Source organism: Novosphingobium lindaniclasticum LE124 (genome assembly GCF_000445125.1).
GTDB lineage: Bacteria > Pseudomonadota > Alphaproteobacteria > Sphingomonadales > Sphingomonadaceae > Novosphingobium > Novosphingobium lindaniclasticum.
In genome coordinates this window covers 1-23964 of the sequence record NZ_ATHL01000149.1, presented here as the reverse complement: position 1 = coordinate 23964, position 23964 = coordinate 1, and the positions used below count along the sequence as shown (strand labels likewise).

Here is a 23964-nt window from a genome sequence, read left to right as displayed (position 1 = left end):
ACACGAAATAATATGATTCGTCAGTGACCTTGGGATTTTTCCGGAGGGCATTTTGAAAGGGACGCACGCGATGATCAGATCCGAACTGCTGCTCGCTCTCGCCAAGGAGAATCCCGAACTGCGCGCCGAAGATGTCGAGCGTGCGGTGGATACTTTCTTCGACGAGATCGCCCAGCGCCTGGCCGATGGCGGCCGGGTGGAACTGCGCGGATTCGGTGCTTTCTCCACCCGCCATCGCGAAGGCCGCACGGGCCGCAATCCGCGCACCGGCGAAAGCGTGGACGTGCCGGAAAAGCGCGTCCCCTATTTCAAGCCTGGCAAGGAAATGCGCGCCCGCCTGAACGTCGAGTAGCAGGTTACGCCTTAGGGCGACCTCGTCATGGAACGTGCTTGCCCTTGAACGTCCTCGCCATTGCATATTCTCGTCATCGAACCCTCAGGCTCGGATACTCGGGCGGTAAGGCGACTGGGTAGTTGCCCCGCGCCGCGCGATCTGCCAGATCGCGCGGACAGCCTCGTGCGGACGTGGCGGAATGGTAGACGCATGGGACTTAAAATCCCTTGATCTTCGATCGTGCGGGTTCGAGTCCCGCCGTCCGTACCAAGGCGTCAGGGGCGCCGTAGCGACCAGCGGCTCCGGCGCCTTGTCTTACCCGCTGGTCCCGACTTCATCACCCGCGAACGGAACAGGCGCGCTCCGCCGCGCACCAGCAGCGCGACCCAGAGCATCTGCCAGCCGATGGCCAGGACATGCGGCAGCAAAGCAGGCTCCTGCGCCGCACGGGCCAGCATCGCAAACGGTGAACTGAACGGCACCAGCACGGCGGCGATCTCCACCGCGCTGCCGGGCTGGGTCATGGCGAAGCTGGCGAAGAAGAAGACCATGAGCTGCGCCATCGTCACCGGCATGGACAAGGTCTGCACTTCGCGCACGGTGGTCGCCATCGAGCCGATCGCCAGGAAGACCGAGCCGAGCAGCAGATAGGCCATGGCGAAGTAGACCACGCCGAGCGCGATCAGCAGCGGCCAGCCGACGGCCGGATCCGGCAAGCGTTCGGGCGAGATGCCGCCACCGAGCCAGAGCAGCCCCAGCGTCGCTGCCCAGGTCGCGATACCGACCAGCGAGATTCCGAGCATGGCGAAAAGCTTGCCCAGGAACACTGCGTCCATCGGTACGGCGGCTGCCAGCACCTCGATGATCTTGTTGCCCTTTTCCTCGACCAGGTTGGACAGGACCATGCCTGCCAGCATCATCGTCAGCAGGAACAGCAGGGTCTGCGCGCCTTGCGCGGTGGCGAACCGGCCTTTGCGCTCGGTGGCGCTGCTACGCGCCACCGGCTTCAGCGCCACGGCAGGGTACGCGATCTCAGCGCCCGAGCGCGCCTGCGCCGCGAGCATCGAGACCGGCCCGCGCCAGGCCTCGATCAATCCCCCCGGTCCGGTAAGCACCGGCTTTTCCAGAGAGCCCGACAGGATCGCCGCGGTCTTCACCTTCCGCAAGGCCAGGGCCTCACCGGGATCATAACTCTCCCCCTTGGCGAGCCTGCGGATCACCAGCAGTTCCGGCAGTTCTTCGTCGAGCACGGGTGCCAGCCGGGCGCGGGTACGCTCCAGCGCGTCCGCATCGGCGACCGACATCGCGATCCCGAGCACCGGGCGCTCCTGACTCGCGTCGACGCGCGAGCCGAGGCTGCCTGCCAGCACGGCGATAAGCACCGGAAACAGCGGTCCCAGCAGGAAGAAGAAGAAGCTGCGGCTGAACAGGATCGCCGTGAAATCGCGCCGGGCGACGACCCAGGCCGCGGCCAGAACGGAAAGGCGGCCGTTCATCGTACGTCCTCCTGCTCCGAGCCGACATCCAGCGCCCGCGCCGCCGCTGCGCCGGCGATGGCGACGAAGGCGTCGTGCAGCCCCGCCCGCTCGATCGACAGCGAGAGAATGCCCGCATCACCCTCGATCAGCGCGCGCAGCAAAGGCTCCACGCCGCCTTCCGGCAGCGAGAAATTCCAGAATGTCCCCTCTCGCCGGGCATCCACAGGCAGGGCCTTGCGCCAGGCGCCATCCGGATCCCGCGTTTCCAGACGGACCTGCCGGGGAATCCGGTCCCGCGCCTCATCCACGGAACCGGCGAACGGAACCTTGCCCCCGGCGATGATCGCCACGTCGTCGCAGAGGCGCTCGGCATGGGCGATGACGTGGGTGGAGAAGATCACCGTCGTTCCCTCTTCGGCGAGTCCGCGAATCATCCGCTCCAACTTGCCCTGGTTGAGAGCATCGAGCCCGGAAAACGGCTCGTCCAGGATCACCAGGCGCGGCCGATGGACCAATGTGCCGAGAATCTGCACTTGCTGCGCCATGCCCTTGGACAGCTGGCGGATCTGGCGATCGGCCGCATAGCCAAGGCCGTGCCGCTCCAGCAGTTCGTGCGCGCGGCGGCGCCCTTCCCGCAGCGGCAAGCCGCGCAGGGCGCCGAGGAAAGCGATCGCTTCGGTGGCCTTCATCGCCGGGTAGAGGCCGCGCTCCTCGGGCAGGTAGCCGATGGCATGCGCCACGTCATGCGGTCGCTCGGCACCGAGGATCCTGCGGCTTCCCGCGTCGGGATCGATGATGCCCAGCAGCATCCGCAAGGTGGTCGTCTTGCCCGCGCCATTCGGACCGAGGATGCCGTAGACTGCACCGACCGGCACGCTGAGATCCACGCCGTCCACCGCCGTGAACCCATCAAAGCGTTTGACGAGACCCCGTGCCTCGATCGCGAGAGAAGGCCCTTCCACGTTGCTGGCCAAGGACCAATCTCCTAATGCGCGTCATACGATCGCACTCTCGTGGTGCCTATGAACCGGAAAGTCCGCAAGCTTGGTTAACGATGCGCTGAATGCCCTGGCCCGCGATCTCGAGGCGCAAGCCCGGGAACTGGGGTTCTGCGCTTTCGGCGTGGCTGCGGCCGAGGAAGACGCGGATCGCGCGGCCCGGCTGGATGCGTGGCTGGCGGACGGCATGCACGGATCGATGGACTGGATGGCCGACCGCGCGCACCATCGCCGCTCCCCTCAAGGGCTCTGGCCCGAGGCGCGGCGGGTGATCGCGCTGGGCATGAGTTACGCTCCCGCAGGCGACCCCCTCAGCCTTGCGGAAGTGCCGGAAGTCGGCCGGATCTCGGTCTATGCGCAAGGCGCCGACTATCATGACTGGGTGAAGAAGGCGCTCAAGAACCTGGCGCGCTGGCTGGTTTCGGAAGCCGACAAGCGCAGGCTTGGTCCGGCAGGCGTGAAGGTCTTCACCGATACCGCGCCGGTCATGGAAAAGCCCCTGGCCGCCGCCGCCGGGCTTGGCTGGCAGGGCAAGCACACCAATATGGTCAGCCGAGAGCATGGATCGTGGCTGTTTCTGGGCGAAATCTACACCACGCTCGAACTGCCGCTCTCCGCCGAGGGCCGCGACCGCTGCGGATCGTGCCGGGCCTGCCAGGATGCCTGTCCGACCCAGGCTTTTCCCAGCCCCTACCGCCTCGATGCGCGGCGCTGCGTCAGCTACCTCACCATCGAGCACAAGGGGCCGATCCCCGAGGAGTTTCGCGTGGGGCTGGGCAACCGCATCTACGGCTGCGACGATTGCCTGGCGGTCTGCCCATGGAACAAGTTCGCGGAAACGGCGCACCGCCTGAAGGCCTTCCTGCCGCGGGCGGAACTGACTGCGCCGCGCCTTGCCGAACTGCTGACGCTGGACGACGCAGGCTTTCGCAAGCTGTTCTCGGGCTCGCCGATCAAGCGGATCGGCCGGGACCGTTTCGTGCGCAACTGCCTCTATGCGGCCGGAAACAGCGGAAACGCCGCCCTTATGGCACAAGTCGCACCGCTTCAGGCCGATCCCGATCCGGCCGTCGCGGAAGCCGCGCGGTGGGCGGCGCAGCGGCTGAAGGCCTCCCCACCGACCGGCGGGGAGGATCCTCCGAAGCTTACAGAAGCTCCTTGAGCGGCTTGTCCTTGTCGGCCAGTGCCGCAAGGTCGGGCCGGGCGCCCGCCTCTACCAGCTTGCGGCCCTGGACGTAGTCCTTGACCATGTTGACGCAGTCGAGCGCGAGGACCTTGCCTTCCTTGAGGTAGACCACCGAGAAGCTGCGATCCTCGGGATTGCCGCGGATTACCGTCTGGTCGAAGCCCAGGTTGATACCGGCCGTCTGCAGCTTGAGGTCGTACTGGTTGGACCAGAACCACGGGAAGGCCTTGTACGGCTTCTCGTCTCCGCAGATCGCCTTGGCTACGCATGTGCCCATGTCGTTGGCGTTCTGCACCGATTCCACGCGCATCACCGTGCCACCCGCGAAGTCGCAGGCAAAGGCGGCGCAGTCGCCGATCGCGTAGATGTCCGGCAGCGAGGTGCGGCAATATTCGTCGACGTCGACGCCGTTGGCGCCGGCCGCGCCCGCCAGGATCAGCGGGCCGACGGCCGGAACGATGCCGATGCCCACGATCACGGCTTCGGCGGCCAGCACTTCGCCATCGGCCAGCTTCACGCCGGTCACCTTGTGGCCGTCGCCTTCGAGGCATTCGACCGCGACGCCGGTGCGCAGATCGACGCCGTGGTCGCGGTGCTCCTTCTGGTAGAAGGCCGAGAGCGGCTCTCCCGCCACGCGCGCCAGCACGCGCGGCAGCGCTTCGAGCAGCGTGACCTTGAGCCCCAGCTTCGAGAGCACCGCAGCCGCTTCCAGGCCGATATAGCCGCCGCCGATCACCACCACGTTCTTCGTGCCGGCATCGACTTCGGCCATCAGCGTGTCGCAATCTTCGCGGGTGCGCACGGCATGGACGCCCGCAAGATCCGCGCCCGAGCACGAGAGCCGGCGCGGATCGCCGCCGGTGGCCCAGACCAGCTTGCCGTAGCCATGGGTCTCCCCGTTCGAGAGCGTCAGTTCACGCGCCCCGGCATCGACCTTGGTGACTTCGGTGCCGAGCTTGAAGGTGATCTCCTTCTCCGCCCAGAACGTCGGCGGGCGGATGTAGAGCCGGTCGAAGGTCTTCTCGCGCGCGAAGTATTCCTTGGAGAGCGGCGGCCGCTCGTAAGGATGCTCCGGCTCGCGGCCGATGACGGTGATGGTCCCCTCGAACCCGTTCTGGCGCAGGGCGATGGCGCATTGCGCCCCGCCGTGTCCCGCTCCCACGATGACGACGTCTGATTTGCTCATGGCCGGAGGAGTTCGGGCAATTTCGCCTCCGGGTCAATGTCTCGGCACGAAATCGAATTGCTCTTGCAAGGATATCGCGCTTGCGGCCGACCTTGCATGAAGAGATCTCATGCCCCTGCCCCCTCGAAGGCCTCCATCGTCAGTTCCAGCGAGCGCACCTGGGCATCGGGATCGAAGATCGCGCCCGAGATGATCAGTTCATCCGCCCCGGTGCGCTCGACGATAGCCTTGATCTCGTCCCGCACCCGCGCCGGAGTGCCCACGGCGCTGACGGAGCGGACCTGCTCCAGCATCGCCTTGGCCGCACCGGGAAGCCCCTGGCGATAGTCGCGGATGGGCGGCGGCAGGCGGCCGGGACTGCCGGTGCGCAGGGCGACGAAACTCTGGTCGGTCGAGGACGCCAGGTAATGCGCTTCCTCATCCGTTTCGGCGGCCACCACGTTGATACCCGCCATGAAGTGCGGCTTGTCGAGAACCTTTCCCGGCTCGAACCGCTCGCGATAGATGCGGGCCGCCTCGTCCAGCATGGCGGGCGCGAAATGCGAGGCGAAGGCGTAGGGCAGGCCAAGCATGGCGGCGAGCTGGGCGCCGAACAGGCTGGAGCCGAGGATCCACATCTGCACGTCCGCGCCATCGGCCTGTGGCGAGGAAACCCCGCCTACCGCCTGGCCGGCAAAGCGGGCCTGAAGTTCCACGACATCCTGCGGGAACCGCTCCGAAGCGCCGTGAATGTCCTTGCGCAGGGCATTGGCGAGCCTGCCGTCCGCACCTGCCGCGCGGCCCAGGCCGAGATCGACGCGGCCGGGAAACAGCGCCGCCAGAGTGCCGAACTGCTCCGCGATCACATAGGGCGTGTGGTTCGGAAGCATGATTCCGCCCGCCCCGATCCGGATCGTCGACGTCGCCGCGCCGATATGGGCGAGCACGACCGAGGTGGCGCCTCCCGCGATTCCGTCCATGCCGTGATGTTCCGCGACCCAATAGCGCGCGTAGCCGGCTTTCTCGGCGGCCTGCGCGGTGCGGGCGGAGATCGCGAGCGCTTCGGCGACGGTGCCGCCTTGGCGCACGGAAACGAGATCGAGGACGGAAAGTGGCGTCATGGCTTCGATGTTCCTTCGGGCCCAAGCTGGGCGAGGTATTCCTTGGCAGTGGCGGCAGAAGGGGATTCCGGCGCCATCCTCACCACCGAATTCCAGCTGCGCCGGGCGACTTCGTCGCGGCCGCCGAGTATGGCGATGACGCCGGCTTCGAGACCGATCTCGGGATCCTGCGGTGCAAGTTGCGCGGCCTTCTCGATCAGGCTCTGCGCCTCGATCAGCCGCTTCTCTCGCCGTGCCAGCGTGGCGGAAAGCAGCCAGGCCTGGGCGCTGGTGGGATCGGCGCTGCGGGCATCGGATAGCGCCCGGCCCGCCTCCTCGTTCTGCCCCAGCGACACGAGCGCCCGCGCGCGGTCGAGCGCGATCGACGCGCCCAGCGCGCCGTCTCCGGCGGTCTTGGCGGCCAGCGCGGCGGGGGCCAGCAAAGTCAGCGCCTCACCCGCCTTGCCATCGGCCAGCGCTGCATTGCCCGCCATGGCGCCCAGTCTTGCGCGGCTGAGCTGGTCGCCGGGGTCGGCGGCGTCGCGCGCCTGCACGAAGACCGTGCGCGCCTCCGCCCAGCGATCGAGATCGGCGAGCGCCACGCCGAGACAGAGCCCGGCGCGGACCCGCTCGCGGCCCTGCGCGCTGGCAAGCGCCTGACGCGCGACTTCGGCGGAGCGATTCGGGTCGGCCTCGACCGCCAGCAGGCAGCCGTTTTCCCGGCGCAGCGGCAGCGGACCGGCGAACTGCGCCGATTCCGTGCGGCGCTTGCGGGCCTCGTCTTCCTTCTTCTCGACGATCTCGCGCGGGAGCGCCGAAGCATAGGGGCTGGCCCCGCCCGCGCCGAGGGTGGCCTGCATCAGCATGAAGGGAAGAAGCAAAGGCATGGGAATGGTCCTTGGATCAGGCCGCCGGATCGCGGGCGAGAACCAGTTCGGCAACCGTGCGCAGCAGCAGATGGATATCGGGCTCTCGCGAAAGGCGGTGGTCTCCGTCCTTGATCAGCATGACCTGCACGTCGGCTGAACGCAGTCGCTCGGCCAATCTGACCGAGATGTCCCAGGGCACGTCGGTATCGCGCTGCCCGTGGAGCAGGCGGGCCGGGCCGTCCCAGGCGATCTCCCTGTCCAGCATGAGGTTGGCCTGCCCGTCGGCCCAGAAGCCGGGATGCGTCGGCGTCGGTTCGGGACCATAGGGATTGTCTTCCCATATCGTCTCGCCATCCGCGAGCATGTTCTTGTCCATCTGGGCGATGCCCCATTCGGTGAAGTCCGGCGCGGCGGCGATACCGACCAGGCCCTTGACCTTCCCGCTCTCTGCAAGCGCTTCGGCCACCATGAGCATGAGCCAGCCGCCCATCGACGAGCCGACCAGCACCACCTGCTCCAATCCCGCCGCCGCGATCACCGCCAGCACTTCGTCGCGCCAGCGGCTGAGCGTGCCGTCCGCGAAATCGCCGGGGCTCTCCCCGCATCCGGAATAATCCACCAGCAGGCAGGGACGCCCGGCCGCCTGCGCCATCTCGAACAGGGCCGTGGCCTTGCTGCCGCTCATATCGGACATGTAGCCGGGCAGGAACACGATCGTCGGGCCGGTGCCGGGGGTGAAACGATGGGCGATGCGGCGCCCGTCGGGCAGCTCCAGATAACGCGTGTCGGTCATGGCGGCCCATCTGGGGTCCGGGCGCTGCGAGCACAAGGGCCGGAGACGGAGCGGATGATGGTTGCGGGCGAGTGGATCGGCAGCCTAAAGCTCTGGGGAAAGCGCCTGAATCCGTCGTGTCACCAGAAAGCCGCCCCAGAATGTCCGCGCAGATCCTCGACTTTCCCACCCGGCCGAGCCGGCTCGCGTTGCGCCTGGAATGGTTCGCCACCGACCGATCCGTGCTGCTGGCGATCTGGGCGCTGTATCTCGCCTTGCGCGTGGCGGTCCTGCTGATCGACGTTGCGCCGAGTTCCGACGCCATCTCCTACTTTGCCAGGGCCGCCGACCTGGCGAACGGGCTGGGCTACCGCGACAAGGGTCTGGCCACGGCGTTCTGGCCTCCCGGCCTGCCGCTGGCGCTTTCGGTGATGTTCCACCAGTTCGGCGTGTCGCACGTCTCGCTGGGGCTGTTCAATCTGGCGGCCTCGATGCTGACCGGTTTGCTAACGCTGGCGCTCGGCCGCCACATCTTCGGCAACGAAGCCGCCGCGCGAGGCGGGCTGCTGCTGCTGGCGATCTATCCCAACGCCATCGGCTACGTTCCCCTGGCACTTACCGAAGTCTTCTACACCACGCTGCTGCTCGCCGGCTGCTGGGCCCTGATGACCCGGACCAATCGCTGGCAACTGGTCGGCGCCGGGCTGATCTTCGGCTTCGCGACTCTGGTGAAGGCGCAGACCCTGGTGATCGTGCCACTCATCTTCGCGATCGACTGGCTGCGCGTCCGCCCGGTCTGGAAGCGCCTGCCGGGACTGCTGACGGAAGGCCTCATCGTCGTCGCCGTGTCCGCGCTGGTGGTGCTGCCCTGGACGCTGCGCAACCATGCCCAGCTCGGCCACTGGGTGGTGGTCTCGACCAACGGCGGCTACACCCTGCTCACCGGCAACCACGACACCGCCACCGGCGATTTCACGCCGGACGCCCCGGTGGTGAAGCGGTTCATGGCCCGCACCGACCTCGACGAAGTGTCCAGCGACATCGAGGCGGCCCGCATGGGACTGACCTGGATTCGCGACAATCCGGGCAAGTTCCTGGCCCTCGCCCCGAAGAAGATGATGCGCCTCTGGCTGCCGGACGGCGAGGCGGAGTGGGCCTATCAGGCCGGCGCGCCGAGCTATCCCCGCTTCGAGGCGCTCTACCGCGCCGTCCGCTACGTGAATCAGGGCTATTACGCCCTGCTGATGCTGGGCTTCGCGGCCGCCTTCGTGGTCATGACCCTGCGGCGACGGCACGAGCGGCTGCGCTGGACCGGCTGGTGGCTGCTGCCTTACGCCGCGGCGCTCTATCCGACGCTGATCTGCCTGCTGTTCTCCGGCCAGTCACGCTTCCACTATCCGGTCATGCCGTTCGTCTGCATCACGACAGGCTGGCTGGCAGCGACGGCGGTGGAACGGCTTGCGTGGAGAAAGCGCAAGCCGACTCTTCACTAGAGCGGTTCCGATCCGACTGCATCGGATCAACCCCTCTAACTTTATGGTTCGACGCATTTTCCGAGTTATCAGGTGATTCCACCTGATTGGAAAATGCTCTAGCGCCGGGCTGCATCAGAGCAGAGCGGGGCCGATCACGCGCACGATCACCGGTCCCGTCGCAGCCCCGCCGCTTTCCGCCTGGCGCGGACCGGAGACATGCTCGCCCAGCAGAGCGAGAACGGCCACGAGGGCAAGCGCAAGCGCCGCCCATGTCCCGATCCTGCCAAACCGCCCCGACATCGCTCACCCTTTCAGGAAAATATCTTCGATCCTCATAGCAAAGACCTCGGCGATGCGAAACGCCAAGGGCAGCGAGGGATCGTACTTGCCGGTTTCGATGGCATTGACGCTCTGGCGGCTGACGTCCAGCCGCTCGGCGAGATCCTGCTGGCTCCAGCCGCGTTCGGCGCGCAATTCCTTCAAGCGGTTCCTCACGCCCCGCCGTTCCCGCCGAGCGTCAGCCGATTGAACAGCACGCCGGCAAAGAGACCCAACGCCCAGAGCGGAAACACGAAGAACAGAGGCAGTTTCGGCACAGCGGGCGCGAAGACTTGCAGGAGGCCCCAGACGCTGCAAACCGCCAGCGTGAGGCCCGTCGCCACCAGGAACTTGCGGACCTCGAGCATCCGCAGATATTCATCTTCAAGCTCGACCAGCAGCCGCCCCATGGCCCAGATCCAGCCCAGGATCGCCAGTCCCGGCAGAAGGGCCAGGCCGATGGTCCGCGCATCGGCCGGCGCATTGTCGGGAATGAAGCGCGTGGCCAGCATGATTGCTCCCACATAGAGCAGACTGAGCGGCACCATCCGGCGCCCGTATCGGCGATAGGCGGGATTTCCCAGCCTGTTGGTCATGACATGTCCTCTTGGATCCGGCGGAATACCGGAATTTGTAAAGCAAACTTGTCATTTGTGCAGAGTGAAGTCAAGTATCCTTTACATTGCCGAGGCGGATGACTTTTCCGCCCGCCGTCGCTATATCCGCCTGCGATGACCCAGCTTCGCACGCCCTCGACCACTACCACCACCCGGCGCTTCCGGGCACGGCTGGTCGCGGCCTGATCGCTGCCACCGTCGCCCGGAGTTCGGGCTAGCGGCGTCACTTCGTCCGAATTCAGCTGAAATGACGGCGCCGCACCTTCACCCGGAGGCGCGCCTGTGCCATGGCGCGCCCAAAGCTTTTCCGCCCACATGCTCTGGTATGGCATGGGGCAAATGAGAGATGAGTTCCTCCATGTCCGAAATGTTCAAGATCAGCCTGCCCGACGGTTCGGTTCGCGAGATGCCCGAAGGCTCCACCCCGGCGGACGTCGCCGCCGCCATCGGCCCCGGCCTTGCCAAGGCCGCGCTCGCCGCCAGGATCGACGGGGAACTGGTCGACCTCGACCGTCCCTTCACCGGCGATGCCGATCTCGCCCTCGTCACCAGCCGTGACGAGGAAGAGGCGCTGGACCTTGCCCGTCACGATTTCGCCCACGTTCTGGCAGAAGCGGTGCAGGCGCTGTTCCCCGGCACGCAGATCACCTTCGGTCCGTCGACGGACGACGGCTTCTACTACGACTTCGCGCCCAATCCGGAGCGCGGGCCGTTCACCGACGACGACCTTCCGGCCATCGAGGCGGAGATGCGCAGGATCATCGCCGCCAACAAGCCGCTGCGCCGCGAAGTCTGGGACCGCGAACAGCTCATCAGCCGCTGGAAGCAGCAGGGCGAGACGTTCAAGGCCGAATGGGCTGCCGAACTGCCGGGTGATGAGCCGCTGACCGTCTACTGGTCGGGCGAGGACTGGCTGGACATGTGCCGTGGGCCGCATCTGCCCTCCACCGGCAAGCTGGACCCGGCCGCCTTCAAGCTGACGCGCGTTTCGGGCGCCTATTGGCGCGGCGACCAGAAGAACGCGATGCTTTCGCGCATCTACGGCACCGGCTGGCTCAACAAGAAGCAGCTTGCCGCCCACCTCACGCGCCTTGAGGAAGCCGCCAAGCGCGATCACCGCAAGCTGGGGGGCGAGATGGACCTGTTCCACCTCCAGGCCGAAGCGCACGGTTCGGTGTTCTGGCACCCCAAGGGCTACGTGATCTACCGCGCCCTCGAAGACTACATGCGCCGCGCGATCGGTCAGGCGGACTGCAAGGAAGTGAAGACGCCGCAGGTCATGGACGCGCGGCAGTGGGAAGCCTCCGGCCATTGGGGCAAGTACCGCGAGAACATGTTCGTCATCCCCGACGAAGTGCCCAACACCGAGGACGACGGCCCGATCATCTCGGACGACGCCCAGTGGATGGCGCTGAAGCCGATGAACTGCCCGGCGCACGTGCTGATCTTCAAGCAGGGCATCAAGTCCTACCGCGACCTGCCGCTGCGCCTCGTCGAGAACGGCTGCTGCCACCGCAACGAGCCGCACGGCGCACTCCACGGGCTGATGCGCGTGCGCCAGTTCACGCAGGACGACGGCCACATCTTCTGCCGCGAAGACCAGATCGTGGGCGAAGTGCAGGCCTTCTGCGAAATGGCGGACCGGGTCTACAAGGACTTCGGCTTCACTTACGCGATCAAGCTGGCGCTGCGCCCGGACAACCGCATCGGCACGGACGAGCAGTGGGACAAGGCCGAAGCCGAACTGCGCGACGCGGTCGTGCGCGCGGGCCTCGCCACCGAGGAATACGGCTGGGAAGAACTGCCCGGCGAAGGCGCGTTCTATGCGCCCAAGCTGGAATGGCACCTGACCGACGCGATCGGCCGCACCTGGCAGGTCGGCACGATCCAGTCAGACCGCATGCTGCCCGAACGCCTCGACGCCAGCTACATCGGCGAGGATGGCGCGCGCCACCGCCCGGTCATGCTGCACCGCGCGATCTTCGGTTCTTATGAGCGCTTCATCGGCATCCTGATCGAGCACTTCGCCGGCAAGCTGCCGGTCTGGCTCGCCCCGGTCCAGGCCGTGGTCGCCACGATCGTCTCCGACGCCGACGACTATGCGCAGGAAGTGACGAAGAAGCTCAAGGCGGCAGGCGTCCGCGTCGAAACCGACGTGCGCAACGAGAAGATCAACTACAAGGTGCGCGAACACTCGCTGAAGAAGGTTCCGCACCTGCTGGTAGTCGGCAAGCGCGAGGCGGAGGAACAGACCGTCGCCCTGCGTACCCTCGGCGCCGAGCACCAGAAGGTCATGAGCCTGGACGAAGCCATCGCCCTGCTCAAGACCGAAGCCACCGCGCCAGATCTCCGCTGATGATCCGGCGCTGATGGTCCGGCTCCGGTGATCAGGCCCGGCTCTCCCGACGATGCCCCGCGCGCCTTCGCCATCTGGCGCGCGGCGGTGGAGGCCACCCACGGCTTCCTGTCTGCGGAGCACAAGGCCGAAATCGCCGGGCAGGTCGAAGCGATGCTCCCGGCGGTCCCCTTGTGGATCGCCGAGGATGCAGACGGCATCGCGCAAGGCTTCATGGTCTTTGCGGAGGGGATGATCGAGGCTCTGTTCGTCGATCCGGCCGTTCACGGGCGGGGCTTCGGCTCCGCGCTGGTCGGCCATGCGCTGGCGCTGGATCCGCAGGCGCGCGTCGATGCCAACGAGCAGGCCGACAACGCCCTGCCTTTTTACGAATCGCGCGGTTTTCTGCGCATCGGTCGATCCGAGCACGATGCGGACGGCCGCCCCTATCCCATCATTCACTTGCGTCACCCCGGAAAGACATCAGCATGATCAAGCGCGAGCTTATCGACACCGCATGGATCCCCGACGGGGAGAAGCTGGAACTCTACAAGCACGATCAGGACTTCATGATCGTGCTCGGCCACAACGAACTGATGTCCACCCGCAAGTGGGGCAGCGAGGAAGCCCTCGCCACGATGGCCTGGGACCGCATCAAGGGCGTGACCAAGCGCCCGCACATGCTGATCGGCGGCTATGGCATGGGCTTTACCCTGCGCGCCGCGCTGCGCACCCTGCCCGAGGATTCGAAGCTGACGGTGGTCGAACTCGTGCCCGAGATCATCGAGTGGGCGCGCGGCCCGATGGCCGAAGTGGCGCAGGGCTGCCTCGACAATCCGCGTGTCAACCTCATGATGGGCGATGTCGGCCACGTCATCGATGCCGCGCGGGCAGACTACGACGCCATCCTGCTCGACGTCGACAACGGCCCCGATGGCCTCGTGCGCGAGGACAACAACCAGATCTACTCGAAAACCGGCCTGCGCGCCGCGCGCAATGCCCTGACGCCCGACGGCGTGCTGGCGATCTGGTCGGCAGGCGCCGACCCCGCCTTCACCCGCAGGCTGGAACGCGCGGGCTTCAAGGTGGATGAAGTGAAAGTCTCCTCGCGCAGCAATGGCAAGGGCCCCAAGCACGTCATCTGGTTCGCCACGCCGGAGTAAGGCAAAGGTGCGCGCTCTCGTCCGCGCCTGAGCCTTTTACTAGAAACCGCGTCCCCCCAACGATTGCGGGAGCTTCGTCTTTTCATTCACGCCGAGGCGCGGAGACGCCGCCTGGCTGTATGGAGTTGGAACATCGGATAGTCAGCGGGGCAGGCTTCGATTCTCGCGGGCTTGGATACGCCGCGTCCTCACCCGACCCGCAGCCGTCACCAGAACGCTGGTGCTCAGCAGAATACCCGAGACCAGCAACCCTACGGCGACCAGCCCGGGCGGGCTGAAATCGGTGCGGGCATCGAGTTCCACCCATTTGCCCAGCTTCACGCGGGCAGAGGCAGTCTGACGATCTTTGGAAAGACGCATCGGTGTTCCTTGCCTATAGGGTTTCGCCTAATCTTGCTGCGCCAATCGGTCCAGCCAGGCCTGCGCCTGTTTGGGCTCGCCCACCGCGTCGGCCCTGACCGGCCCGCGCGCGGCCAGGAATTCCTGGTGAAGCGCGAAGCATTCCATGTCGAGTTGCAGGCGCAGATCGTCGATCTCTCCGGCAAGCTCGGTAAGACCGTCCACCAGCGGTGCCGCCTTGGCGCGGGCCTGCTTGTCCTTGTTGTGGCCGAACAGCCCCCACTGGCCTGCCGCCGTGACCCGCAGCGCCTCGATCAGCGCGTTGCGGTAGTCGATTTCCAGGTCTGCACGGCGCGTGTCCATGCGTTCGAGACGGTCTGCTTTGGCCATGGTCCGCTCCTAGAGCGCCATGAGCACCAGTCAACTCACCAGAGAATGCCGTGCTTGTCCGGCGTGATCGGCGGCGGCGCTTCGTCGCCGATGGACTGGAGCAGGTCGATCTCGATCGTGCGGCACATGGCGTTGAGCGGAAGGTCGTGGACCGTGTTGGCGAAAGGATCCACCAGATCGTCGCCAATAGCCAGAACTGCCAGGAACATGATGCCCGCTATCGTCGAGCCTAGCGGCGTCGCCACGCCCAGCGTCTCGACCAGGCCGATCGGCAGCAGGATGCAGAACATGTGCGTGAAGACGGTGGGGAAGAAGCGATACTGGTAAGGCAGCGGCGTGTTCTTGAGCCGCTCCATCCCGCCCTGGGCATTGGCGATGTCGACCAGCACGGCTTCCATCTGCGCCTGCTGGATGGTGTCGATCCAGCCCTTGCGGCGGGCTTCGTCGATGCGGCGGCCGGTGTCGTCGAGAATGCCGTTGGCCACGTTGGCACGCTCCAGCGAGGCGTCGGCGTCCCCGCGCGAGAGCATGCGCAGCACTTCCACATCGGGCTTGATGCGGCGAAGCTGGCAGCGCAGCGCGTTGACGTAGGCGATCTGGCGCAGGACTATGCGGCGCTTCAATTCGGTCGCTTCCGGGTCCGGCATGAAGTTGCGGGCAGCGCGCGCGATATTGCGGCTGGCATTGATCATCAGCCCCCACAGGCCGCGACCCTCCCACCAGCGCTGATAGGCCGAATTGCTGCGGAAGCCCAGGAACAGCGCAAGCGCCGAGCCGAACAGCGTCACCGGCAGTTCGGGCGCGTGAAACGGCAGCACGAAGTACGTCACGGTAACGACCACGTCCCAGACGAACAGCAGCGTCAGCGGCTTCCAGATCTCCCGGAATATCTGGACGGGTTGCAGCGAGGGCGTGACGATCATCGGGTGAAGGAATCTCCGTGTGCCGAAGTGGCGGCCTTCGACAGCGCGACCGAGGTTCCCGAAACCGGCCTCAGAGTGAACCAGTCAGCCCTGTCGATCGCTACGAGGAAACCCAGCACGCCGAGGCCGAAAAGCAATAGCAGAAAATTGCCGACAAGCGACTGGCGAAGGCGGCTACGCTCCTCGTCCGATACATCCCGCATGGCGAAACTCCTTTTCCAAATCACGACAGCCGCAATCTGGGGAAGGATAATTTCGACTGCATCCATCGTTTGTGACAATTCTTTGCTGCAACGCAGCAGGAGCGATGTGCAGTGCAACATAAACGGCGAACCGCATCCCTGCGCGCGGACATAGTCTGAAATAAAAGGGAAATCGGCTGGACAGCCGCCGACATCAGCCGCACGCCGGCGCTTAGAACGGCAGCGAATCCTTGGCGAGGATCAAGGCGAGTGCGCAGCCGCACACCAGAACGGCCCGCAGAAGATCATCCTGCCGAAGATTGCGGGCGCTATGCGCAAGAGCGACGATACGAGCCATGCATGCGGTCATGCACGGCGACCCCTTGCGAATGCGTTAAATCCCGCCGGGTTTGCAGCCCTGCAGCTGTCGTTCGATCAGCCACCCTGTCCGCCATTTCGAGCGCAGCGAAGCTAACCGCAGTCCTCGCAAAGCCGCCCGACATCGATTCGCTGCCCTTGCGATAACGAAAGACCCGATCCGCGCCGTCAGCGCGAGGGCATCTGCTGGCTGGAGCAGTGGAAAGAGCCGCCGCCCGCCAGCACCGCGTCCGCCATGACGCCCACGGTATCGCGATCCGGGAACAATTCGGCGATCGCGGCGACGCCCTCTTCATCGTGCGCGGTGCCGTAGATCGGCACGACCACCAGCTTCGAGGTGATCGCGAAATTCATGTAACTGGCGGGCTCGACCCGGCCGTCCGTCTCCACACGCCCTGGCGAAGGCACTTCGCGCACCGTCACCCCCATGGCCTGCGCGCGAGCCTTGGCATCGGCGTAGACGGCGGCGTTGGGGTCGTTCGGCCCGGTCGCACGCGGCAGCGCCATGACGTTCGGTGCGATGAAACGCGCGAGGTTGTCGACATGGCCATCGGTGTGATCGTTGAGGAGGCCGTCGCCCAGCCACAGCACCCGGTCATATCCGAGATCGCGCTTGAGGCGCATTTCCAGATCGCCGAGCGACAGATGCGGGTTGCGATTCGGATTCAGCAGTACCTGCTCGGTCGTCGCGACCAGCCCGGTGCCGTCGCCGTCGATCGCCCCGCCTTCGAGGATCCAGTCCGCAGTCTCGACCTCCAGCCCGGCATCGCGCGCCAGTTCGGCGCCGATCTCCTGATCGCCGTCCATCAGGTACTTGCCGCCCCAGCCATTGAAGCCGAAGCGCATCGCCTTGAGCGCACGGCGGCCGTCCGAGACCACCAGCGGCCCGGTATCGCGCAGCCAGACGTCGCCGAAACGGCGCACTTCCAGCTTTACCTTCGACGAGACCAGCGAGGCCGCCCGCGCGCGGTTCACGTCATCGCGCACGACCAGACGCACGTCCTGCCCCGATTCGGCCACGGCAGAGGCGAACTGCGCCATCTGGACTTGCGCGGCTTCGAGGAAGCCGGGCCATTCCACCGGATCGTGCGGGAAGCCGATCCAGATCCAGTCCTGCGGATGCCATTCGGGCGGAAGGGCGAAGGTCACGGGAAAATCTCCTTCAACGCAGCGCAGAGCTTGTCGCTGCGGGAACGGCCGAGCCGATAGAAGACTCCGGCCCGTCTCGCAATGCGCGCCAGCAGAGATTGGCAGATGCTTGCCCTCGGCGGCGGGGGAAGGCAGGAAGCCGGAATGGAAGCCGAACCTCAAGCCGACTGGACGGGCGCGATCGCCCGCGCACGCGCCCACGCCCCCTATCTCTCCAGCGCGCTAGACCGGCTTCCCGCCCTGACCGAACGGCTCGCCGCCGGGCAGGGCGAGGCCGCGCTCGATTGGGCACGCGCCGCGGGCGAAGGCGCACCCAGCGTCGGCGCGGCATTGCGGCGCGAGAAGCAGGCCCTCGCCCTCGCCCTCGCGATCGGCGACCTGGCCGGAGCCTTTCCGCTGCTCCAGGTCACCGGCGAACTCTCCGCCCTGGCCGACCGGGCGCTGGACGCCGCCATCGCCGAAGGCATCCGCCGCCGCGTGCCCGATGCCGAACCGGCGGGCTTCCTCGCCCTTGCGCTGGGCAAGCACGGGGCGGGCGAACTCAACTACAGCTCGGACATCGATCCGATCCTGCTGTTCGACCCCCAGCTACTCCCCCGCCGCGAGCGCGACGAACCCGGCGAGGCCGCGCAGCGCGTCGCCCGCGCGGTCGTGGAAACGCTCGCCGGCGTGACTGACGAAGGCTACGTCTTCCGCACCGACTTGCGGCTGCGTCCGGCCTCGGAAGTCAGCCCGCTCGCCATCTCGATCAATGGAGCCCTGACGCACTACGAATCCTCCGCCCTGGCCTGGGAACGCGCCGCCTTCATCCGCGCGCGCGCCTGCGCCGGAGACGTGGCGGCGGGCGAGGCTTTTCTCGCCGCGATCCGCTCCTTCGTCTGGCGCAAGAGCCTGGACTTCGGCGCCATCGCCGAGATCGGCCGCCTCACCGCGCAGATCCGCGCCAACACGCGCGGCAGCGCGACGGTAGGCCCCGGCTTCGACCTCAAGAAGGGTCGCGGCGGTATTCGCGAGGTGGAGTTCTACGCCCAGACCCACCAGCTCATCCACGGCGGTCGCAACCCCGCGCTGCGCCTGCGCGGCACCCGCGCCACGCTCGATGCCCTGGCCGAGGCGGGACTCGTCTCGCCCGAGGATGCCCGCCTGCTTGGCGAGAGCTACGACCGTCTGCGCACCGTCGAGCACCGCCTGCAGATGATGCAGGACCAGCAGACTCACTCGCTGCCGATCAGGGAAGACCTGCTCGACGAAGTGGCCCGGCTCGACGGCTTGCCCAACGGCTGCGCCCTGATCGCCGAACTGACGCAGATCACCCAGGCCGTGGGCGAGCGCTATGACGCGCTGGTCATGGACCACACACCCGCCGGCACCACCGTCTCCGTGCCCGCACCGCGTCAGGAAGATCTTCGCGACGAACTCATGCGGATGGGCTTCGCCGATCCCGATGCCATGGTCTCGCGCATCGAAGGCTGGCTTTCCGGCCGGATGCGTGCGCTGCGCTCCGACGCCGCGCGGCGGGCGTTCGAGGCGATTCGCCCCGGCCTGCTCGCCGCCCTTGCCGCCGCGCCCGAGCCGGAGCGGGCCATGGCGCGCTGGGAGCAGTTGCTCAACAACCTGCCCACCGCGATCAACCTGTTCCGCCTGCTGGAAGCCCGCCCGGCGCTGGTCGAGCGCCTGGCCCGCATCCTCAGCCTGGCGCCGCCGCTGGCCGATGCGCTGGCCCGCCGCGCCGATCTGCTCGACCCGCTGATCGACGCCAGCGCTTTCGATCTGCCCGGCAGCCTGCCCGAACTCATTGCCGAATTCGCCCGCTTCGAGCCCGGCGACGATTACGAGCGCAAGCTCGATACCGTGCGCCGCAAGGTCGGCGACCGCCGCTTCGCCTTGGGCGTGCAACTGATCGAGGGAGTCAACGATCCGCTGGACATCGGCCATGCCCTGGGCCGTATCGCCGAAGCGGCGTTGGTCGTGCTGACCGATGCCGCCATGACGGAATTCCGCGATGTCCACGGCGGCGTCCCCCAGAGCGAACTCGTGGTCCTCGGGCTCGGCCGCATGGGCGGCGGCATTCTCACCCATGCCTCGGACCTCGACCTGATCTACCTTTTCACCGGGGACTTCAGCCGCGAATCGGATGGGCGTCGCCCGCTCGGCGCAACGCTTTACTACAATCGCCTGTCCCAGCGGGTGACGGCGGCGCTCTCGGTTCAGACGGCAGAAGGCGCGCTCTACGAAGTGGACACGCGGCTGCGTCCCTCCGGCGAGCAGGGTCCGCCCGCCGCAAGCCTGGAGAGCTTCGCCCGCTATCAGCAGGAACAGGCCTGGACCTGGGAGCACATGGCCCTTTGCCGGGCACGTGCGCTCTACGGTTCCGAAGAAGCGCGCGAGCGACTGAACGCGATCGTCCGTGACGTGCTCACCGCGGAGCGCGACCCGGCCAAGCTGCGAACGGACGTGCTGGAAATGCGCGCCCGCATGGCCGAGCACAAACCGGCCAAGGGACCGCTCGACGTCAAGCTGATGCGCGGCGGCCTGGTGGACCTCGAATTCCTCGTCCACTTCACGCAATTGCGCAGCGGCAAGGGACTCGACGCCGATCTTGGCGAAGCGGTACGCCTGCTCGTCGAGCAAAACCTGCTGCCGGCGAGTTTGGCACAGGCCCATGACATGTTGACCCGGCTGCTGGTCGCCGCGCGTCTGCTTGCACCCGATTCGCTGAAGCCCGTCGATGCCGCCTGCATGGCGCTCGTGCGCGCATGTGGCTATGGGCATTGGCAAGACCTCGAAACCGGCCTCGCCCAGGCCCGCGCGCAAGTCGCTGCGGCATGGGCGCAGGCTTTCCACGAAGCCCTGGAGATTGCCTCATGACAACTCGCCCCGCTGCCGGCGACACCTTCCCCGACATCGCGCTCGAAACGCCGGAAGGCGGCAGCGTGAAGGCTTCGGATTTCGCTGGCCGTAAGCTGGTCGTGTTCTTCTACCCGAAGGACAGCACCCCCGGCTGCACCACCGAAAACATCGATTTTTCGGCCCTGCAGGACCAGTTCGAAGCGACCGGAACCGCCCTGCTGGGTGTCAGCAAGGACTCCGCCAAGAGGCACCTGAACTTCATCGCCAAGCACGATCTCAAGGCCCCGCTCGCCACCGATGCCGAGGAAAACGGCCTCTCCGACGCGCTTGGGATCTGGACGGAAAAGCAGAACTACGGCCGCACCTACATGGGCATGGTTCGCACCACCTATCTGATCGGCCCGGACGGGAAGATCGCCCGCGTATGGGACAAGGTGAAGGTCAAGGACCACGCCCAGCAGGTGCTGGACGCCGCGAAAGCTCTCCGATGACGCGCTCGGTTGCCGCTGCCATCCGTGAAGCACTGCTGGAATGCGATCCGCGCGCCAAGGTGATGGCGACGCGCAAGGCGGCGCGCGACTGGCGCCTGGACAGGCTTTCCTTCGCGTTCGACGTGGACATGCCGGATACGCCCGGGCGGCCGGACGCTCCCGAACTCCTGCCGCCGAACCGCATGCCCAAGCGTGGGAAGGGCGGATCGGAACGCGGGCGAATCGCGCTGTGGCATGCCCTTGCCCATATCGAGTTCGTCGCGATCGACCTCGCGCTCGACATGGCGGGCCGATTCGGCCGGGAGATGGGAGAGACCTTCGTCGGTGATTTCCTCGCGGTCGCGGCCGACGAAGCGCTGCATTACGCCCTCATCGATCGCCACTTGCGCCTTTTGGGCAGCCATTATGGCGCCCTGCCGGCCCACGACGGACTCTGGGAGGCCGCCCACAAGACGCGCGGCAATGTCTCGGCGCGGCTTGCGGTCGTTCCAATGGTGCTGGAAGCACGGGGGCTGGACGTGACTCCGGCCACGCTCGAGCGCGTAAAAGCGAGCGGCGATGCGCGCGGCGCGAGCATCCTCCAGCGCATCCTTGACGATGAGATCCGGCACGTCCGGTTCGGCGCAACGCATTTCGCCGACGTCGCCGAGCGGTTGAACGAAGACCATGACAGCCTCTGGAAAGCCTTGGTTTCCCGCCACTTTGGAGGAGCCGTTAAGCCGCCGTTCAACGACTCGGCGCGTCTCGCAGCCGGTTTATCGCGGGATCTCTACGGCAGTCTTGCCTGTTCCTGATCCTTCGGGATAACTCGCCTACAGAGACGGCGGGGGGTTCCGACCATCTCCAGACTAGGGTTTGCGCGACGCGCCTGCGTGCGTGTTCGTCATAGATACAAGCGTCGTGGCCTGAGGGCTCGCGGCGGATAACAAGGTATTGCGAGTGGTCGTAACGAAATTCTTCGCCAATTTCCGCGCAGTGACCGGTGCCGTCGCCGTTGCAGGATCTCTCGTCGCCGCTCACCCGGCGATGGCCAACAGCAGCGCTGCCGCTGCCGATATTTCCGCCTCGCTTCGCTCTTCTGCGTCCGGCAGCCAGTCGAGCGGCGGAGAAGACGAACAGTTCCGCAACCTCTTCAGCTCGTGGCAAAACTTCGAGGAAACCGGCCTTGCTTCGGCGAAGGCCAAGCCCGCCATCCCGGGCGCGGCCAAGCTCGGCGCAGTCTCGATCCCTTCGCGCACGCCGCTTGAAGGTCTCAAGCTGACCAGCAGCTTCGGCATGCGCAACCACCCCATTCTCGGCGGTCGTCGCGCCCACAAGGGTATCGACCTTGGCGCCCCCATCGGTACTCCGATCTACGCGACTGCGGACGGCGTCGTCAGCAAGGCTTCGTGGTTCGGCGGTTACGGCCTCTACGTCTCGCTCGAGCACGGCGGCGACCTCGAAACCCGCTACGGACACATGTCGCGCCTCAACGTCGCCGAAGGCCAGATGGTCCACAAGGGTGACGTGATCGGCTTCGTCGGCACCACCGGCAACTCGACCGGCCCGCACCTCCATTATGAAGTTCGCGTCGATGGACAGGCCGTGAACCCGATCCCCTACATGCAGGGTGATCGTATGGCCGCAGCCGAAAGCGGCTCCACGGGCGGCTGATAAAGATCCAGATCGGCCAGGATCTGCGAAAGACAGACCGGCTCGCAAAGATTTGGAGAGGAGGGAAAAGGCGGCCGAAAGGCCGCCTTTTCTTATGCCATTGGAAAAAGCAAAGCCTCTTCGCCGCACCGGCTACGGCATCTTGTTATCGAAGTATTGGTCGATGATGCGGCGCAAGCGATATTCGGCGGGTGTCCAGCATGTACCGCTCGATAATCTATGTCCCGGCCAGGTGATGGTGTGCCGGTACACGCGCCCTGTAGGTGCGGGCAACTGGCAGCCGCCTTTCCGGGAATGGCCATCTTCCCATGTAGAGATGGTCTCGGCGATCGCGACACGCACGTTCGCCAGCTTCGCCCCTCGAAGAGTTCCCTGGGCAGCTTGCGGACGCGGGATATTGTCGGGCCACCACCTGTAGCGCGACAAACAGGATGAGGATTGCGCGTCAATCAGGATGAGAATGTGATTGTCGCGGCGCGTCATTCAGTGCCGATTTTGCTTTTCGCTGGCAAGGATCTCGTTCTCATCCTGATTGTCGCGGATGGTCTCGAGGACTTTCGGAGTGGTGTAGGCGGCAGGACGTCCAGCCCCGGTGCGGCGGGCCTGAGCCGTGCGCCGGCGATAACTTTCCACGTTCATCTCGAAGATCGTGGCGTGATGCACGAGCCTGTCGACCGCAGCGAGCGTCATTGCCGGGTCCGGGAAGACGCGGTTCCATTCACCGAAGGGCTGGTTGGCGGTGATGAGCAGGGATCTGCGCTCATATCGGGCACTGATCAGTTCGAAGAGGACAGAGGTTTCCGCTTGGTCGCGTGAGACGTAGGCGAAGTCGTCGAGAATGAGCAGATGATATTTGTCGAGCTTGGCGATTGCGGATTCCAGCGTCAGTTCGCGGCGAGCCACCTGCAGACGTTGGACGAGGTCAGAGGTGCGGGTGAACAGTGCTCGCCAGCCTTTTTCCACCAATGCCAGGCCGATCGCCGCCGCCAGATGGCTTTTGCCGCCGCCTGGCGGGCCGAACAGGATGAGATTGGAACCCTGGTCGAGCCAACCATCGCCGGCGCACAGGGCCATGACCTGTGCCTTGGAGATCATCGGCACGGCCTCGAAGGCGAAGCAGTCCAACGTCTTGCCCGCCGGCAGGTGGGCTTCAGCCAGATGACGCCCGATCCGGCGACGATCGCGTTCGGCGAGTTCGTGTTCGGCGAGAGCTGCAAGGAACCGGCTCGCGGGCCATCCTTCCTTGTCCGCCTGGGCTGCAAAATCTCCCCAGATATGCTTAATGGTTGGCAAGCGCAGTTCATTGAGCATCAGGCCCAGGCGCTGTGCGTCGATCATGGGAGCCGTGCTCATGCCGCTTCTCCCTGTTCGATCAGCCCGTCGTAGATCGAGAGCGAGACCATCTCGACCACGACTTCGGGCAAAGTGGCGGGATCGGGGCTGAAGCGGGCCCGAAGTGCCGACAAGCATGGGATCCTGCGGATTGCCAGGTTCTCCTCCAGGACATGGGAGAGCTCCGCCTCGCAGGCGCGCTCGTGGGCCATGGCCAGAAGCTCGACCATGATCCGGCAGGCTTCTTTCTCGCCCACAGCTTCCAGCAAGTGCTCGAACATGAGGCGGTAGGGCGCACGGGGGAACAGGCTGTCACGATAGACCAATCCCCGCAGCGCCATCGGCTTGCGGCGCAGGGAATGAATGACATGGCGATAATCGACAACGTGGCCGTGCTTACCGTTCACACCGGCGCGGCCGCGCTGCAGGGTCATGAGCCTTGTGCCGCCGATGAAGACATCGAGACG

27 protein-coding genes, 1 tRNA gene and 1 pseudogene are annotated in these 23964 nt (G+C 66.1%); 11 read left to right on the top strand and 18 right to left on the bottom strand.

Annotated elements, in window-relative coordinates; translation table 11 throughout:
- The first annotated feature begins 70 nt into the window (after positions 1-70).
- Positions 71-352: an integration host factor subunit beta gene (locus tag L284_RS44920; protein ID WP_021235979.1), complete on the top strand. Its 282-nt coding sequence runs from the start codon at positions 71-73 to the stop codon at positions 350-352.
- 167 nt (positions 353-519) lie between these two features.
- A tRNA-Leu gene (locus tag L284_RS44915) sits at positions 520-604 on the top strand.
- A gap of 5 nt (positions 605-609) precedes the next feature.
- On the opposite strand, the gene L284_RS44910 is transcribed toward L284_RS44915, so the two are convergent.
- Both L284_RS44910 and L284_RS44905 read right to left on the bottom strand, forming a co-directional pair.
- Positions 610-1830: an ABC transporter permease gene (locus L284_RS44910; RefSeq protein ID WP_021235978.1), complete on the bottom strand. Its 1221-nt coding sequence runs from the start codon at positions 1828-1830 to the stop codon at positions 610-612.
- On the bottom strand, positions 1827-2786 hold the full coding sequence (locus L284_RS44905; RefSeq protein WP_021235977.1) for an ABC transporter ATP-binding protein: 960 nt from the start codon (positions 2784-2786) through the stop codon (positions 1827-1829). The genes L284_RS44910 and L284_RS44905 overlap by 4 nt, the downstream gene beginning before the upstream one ends.
- A gap of 70 nt (positions 2787-2856) precedes the next feature.
- Here L284_RS44905 and queG point away from each other — a divergent pair, with 70 nt between their 5' ends.
- Entirely contained in the window at positions 2857-3972 is a 1116-nt protein-coding gene (gene queG, locus L284_RS44900) for a tRNA epoxyqueuosine(34) reductase QueG (protein WP_021235976.1), read from the top strand.
- On the opposite strand, the gene L284_RS44895 is transcribed toward queG, so the two are convergent.
- The 4 genes from L284_RS44895 to L284_RS44880 form a co-directional block, all read right to left on the bottom strand.
- Positions 3956-5182, bottom strand: coding sequence for an NAD(P)/FAD-dependent oxidoreductase (locus L284_RS44895; RefSeq protein ID WP_021235975.1), 1227 nt, complete (start codon positions 5180-5182; stop codon positions 3956-3958). The genes queG and L284_RS44895 overlap by 17 nt on opposite strands.
- A gap of 107 nt (positions 5183-5289) precedes the next feature.
- Complete coding sequence (locus tag L284_RS44890; protein WP_021235974.1) at positions 5290-6282, bottom strand: LLM class flavin-dependent oxidoreductase; 993 nt, start codon at positions 6280-6282, stop codon at positions 5290-5292.
- Positions 6279-7148, bottom strand: a complete 870-nt coding sequence (locus L284_RS44885; RefSeq protein WP_021235973.1) for a tetratricopeptide repeat protein — start codon at positions 7146-7148, stop codon at positions 6279-6281. The genes L284_RS44890 and L284_RS44885 overlap by 4 nt, the downstream gene beginning before the upstream one ends.
- Before the next feature lie 16 nt (positions 7149-7164).
- Positions 7165-7923 (bottom strand): alpha/beta fold hydrolase, encoded by a 759-nt coding sequence (locus tag L284_RS44880; protein ID WP_021235972.1) that lies wholly within the window; start codon positions 7921-7923, stop codon positions 7165-7167.
- 140 nt (positions 7924-8063) lie between these two features.
- Between L284_RS44880 and L284_RS44875 the strand changes: the two genes are divergently transcribed.
- Positions 8064-9395: a glycosyltransferase family 39 protein gene (locus tag L284_RS44875; RefSeq protein WP_021235971.1), complete on the top strand. Its 1332-nt coding sequence runs from the start codon at positions 8064-8066 to the stop codon at positions 9393-9395.
- A gap of 114 nt (positions 9396-9509) precedes the next feature.
- Here L284_RS44875 and L284_RS48305 read toward each other — a convergent pair whose 3' ends face one another.
- Genes L284_RS48305 through L284_RS44865 form a run of 3 tightly spaced genes read right to left on the bottom strand, consistent with a single transcriptional unit; the run spans position 9510 to position 10291 of the window.
- Positions 9510-9677, bottom strand: coding sequence for a hypothetical protein (locus tag L284_RS48305; RefSeq protein WP_021235970.1), 168 nt, complete (start codon positions 9675-9677; stop codon positions 9510-9512).
- Between the two features lie 3 nt (positions 9678-9680).
- Positions 9681-9872: a helix-turn-helix transcriptional regulator gene (locus tag L284_RS44870; RefSeq protein ID WP_021235969.1), complete on the bottom strand. Its 192-nt coding sequence runs from the start codon at positions 9870-9872 to the stop codon at positions 9681-9683.
- Positions 9869-10291, bottom strand: coding sequence for a hypothetical protein (locus L284_RS44865; protein WP_021235968.1), 423 nt, complete (start codon positions 10289-10291; stop codon positions 9869-9871). Before L284_RS44865 ends, L284_RS44870 begins: the two co-directional genes overlap by 4 nt.
- A gap of 379 nt (positions 10292-10670) precedes the next feature.
- Between L284_RS44865 and thrS the strand changes: the two genes are divergently transcribed.
- The 3 genes from thrS to L284_RS44850 are packed head-to-tail and all read left to right on the top strand — an operon-like array spanning position 10671 to position 13810.
- Positions 10671-12668: a threonine--tRNA ligase gene (gene thrS, locus L284_RS44860; RefSeq protein WP_021235967.1), complete on the top strand. Its 1998-nt coding sequence runs from the start codon at positions 10671-10673 to the stop codon at positions 12666-12668.
- A 27-nt stretch (positions 12669-12695) separates the two neighbouring features.
- Positions 12696-13139: an acetyltransferase gene (locus L284_RS44855; RefSeq protein ID WP_021235966.1), complete on the top strand. Its 444-nt coding sequence runs from the start codon at positions 12696-12698 to the stop codon at positions 13137-13139.
- Positions 13136-13810: a spermine/spermidine synthase domain-containing protein gene (locus L284_RS44850; protein WP_021235965.1), complete on the top strand. Its 675-nt coding sequence runs from the start codon at positions 13136-13138 to the stop codon at positions 13808-13810. Before L284_RS44855 ends, L284_RS44850 begins: the two co-directional genes overlap by 4 nt.
- A gap of 141 nt (positions 13811-13951) precedes the next feature.
- Here the strand turns inward: L284_RS44850 and L284_RS44845 are convergent, their stop codons facing one another.
- The 6 genes from L284_RS44845 to L284_RS44830 form a co-directional block, all read right to left on the bottom strand.
- Positions 13952-14170, bottom strand: coding sequence for a hypothetical protein (locus L284_RS44845; RefSeq protein ID WP_021235964.1), 219 nt, complete (start codon positions 14168-14170; stop codon positions 13952-13954).
- A 27-nt stretch (positions 14171-14197) separates the two neighbouring features.
- Positions 14198-14539 carry a hypothetical protein gene (locus tag L284_RS44840; protein WP_021235963.1) on the bottom strand — a complete coding sequence of 114 codons (342 nt, stop codon included), beginning with the start codon at positions 14537-14539 and terminating at the stop codon, positions 14198-14200.
- A gap of 35 nt (positions 14540-14574) precedes the next feature.
- On the bottom strand, positions 14575-15462 hold the full coding sequence (locus L284_RS44835; protein WP_021235962.1) for a bestrophin family protein: 888 nt from the start codon (positions 15460-15462) through the stop codon (positions 14575-14577).
- Positions 15459-15665, bottom strand: coding sequence for a hypothetical protein (locus tag L284_RS0124990; protein ID WP_040714322.1), 207 nt, complete (start codon positions 15663-15665; stop codon positions 15459-15461). Before L284_RS0124990 ends, L284_RS44835 begins: the two co-directional genes overlap by 4 nt.
- A gap of 211 nt (positions 15666-15876) precedes the next feature.
- Positions 15877-16002, bottom strand: coding sequence for a hypothetical protein (locus L284_RS48980; protein ID WP_268745360.1), 126 nt, complete (start codon positions 16000-16002; stop codon positions 15877-15879).
- Between the two features lie 188 nt (positions 16003-16190).
- On the bottom strand, positions 16191-17171 hold the full coding sequence (locus tag L284_RS44830) for an agmatine deiminase family protein (RefSeq protein ID WP_021235959.1): 981 nt from the start codon (positions 17169-17171) through the stop codon (positions 16191-16193).
- A 144-nt stretch (positions 17172-17315) separates the two neighbouring features.
- Between L284_RS44830 and L284_RS44825 the strand changes: the two genes are divergently transcribed.
- From L284_RS44825 to L284_RS44810, 4 genes are all read left to right on the top strand, one after another.
- Positions 17316-20039, top strand: a complete 2724-nt coding sequence (locus L284_RS44825) for a bifunctional [glutamine synthetase] adenylyltransferase/[glutamine synthetase]-adenylyl-L-tyrosine phosphorylase (RefSeq protein ID WP_031343150.1) — start codon at positions 17316-17318, stop codon at positions 20037-20039.
- Positions 20036-20512: a peroxiredoxin gene (locus L284_RS44820; protein WP_021235957.1), complete on the top strand. Its 477-nt coding sequence runs from the start codon at positions 20036-20038 to the stop codon at positions 20510-20512. The genes L284_RS44825 and L284_RS44820 overlap by 4 nt, the downstream gene beginning before the upstream one ends.
- Positions 20509-21306: a ferritin-like domain-containing protein gene (locus L284_RS44815; protein WP_021235956.1), complete on the top strand. Its 798-nt coding sequence runs from the start codon at positions 20509-20511 to the stop codon at positions 21304-21306. Before L284_RS44820 ends, L284_RS44815 begins: the two co-directional genes overlap by 4 nt.
- Positions 21307-21451: 145 nt before the next feature.
- A complete protein-coding gene (locus L284_RS44810) occupies positions 21452-22165 on the top strand; it encodes a M23 family metallopeptidase (RefSeq protein WP_021235955.1) in 714 nt (237 codons plus the stop codon).
- A gap of 132 nt (positions 22166-22297) precedes the next feature.
- Here L284_RS44810 and L284_RS48130 read toward each other — a convergent pair whose 3' ends face one another.
- From L284_RS48130 to L284_RS44800, 3 genes and pseudogenes are all read right to left on the bottom strand, one after another.
- Entirely contained in the window at positions 22298-22648 is a 351-nt protein-coding gene (locus L284_RS48130) for a hypothetical protein (RefSeq protein ID WP_152524775.1), read from the bottom strand.
- Complete coding sequence (istB, locus tag L284_RS44805) at positions 22649-23518, bottom strand: IS21-like element helper ATPase IstB (RefSeq protein ID WP_021235954.1); 870 nt, start codon at positions 23516-23518, stop codon at positions 22649-22651.
- Positions 23515-23964 (bottom strand): annotated as a pseudogene (locus L284_RS44800) (IS21 family transposase); the annotation flags it as partial. The gene istB and the pseudogene L284_RS44800, both read right to left, overlap by 4 nt.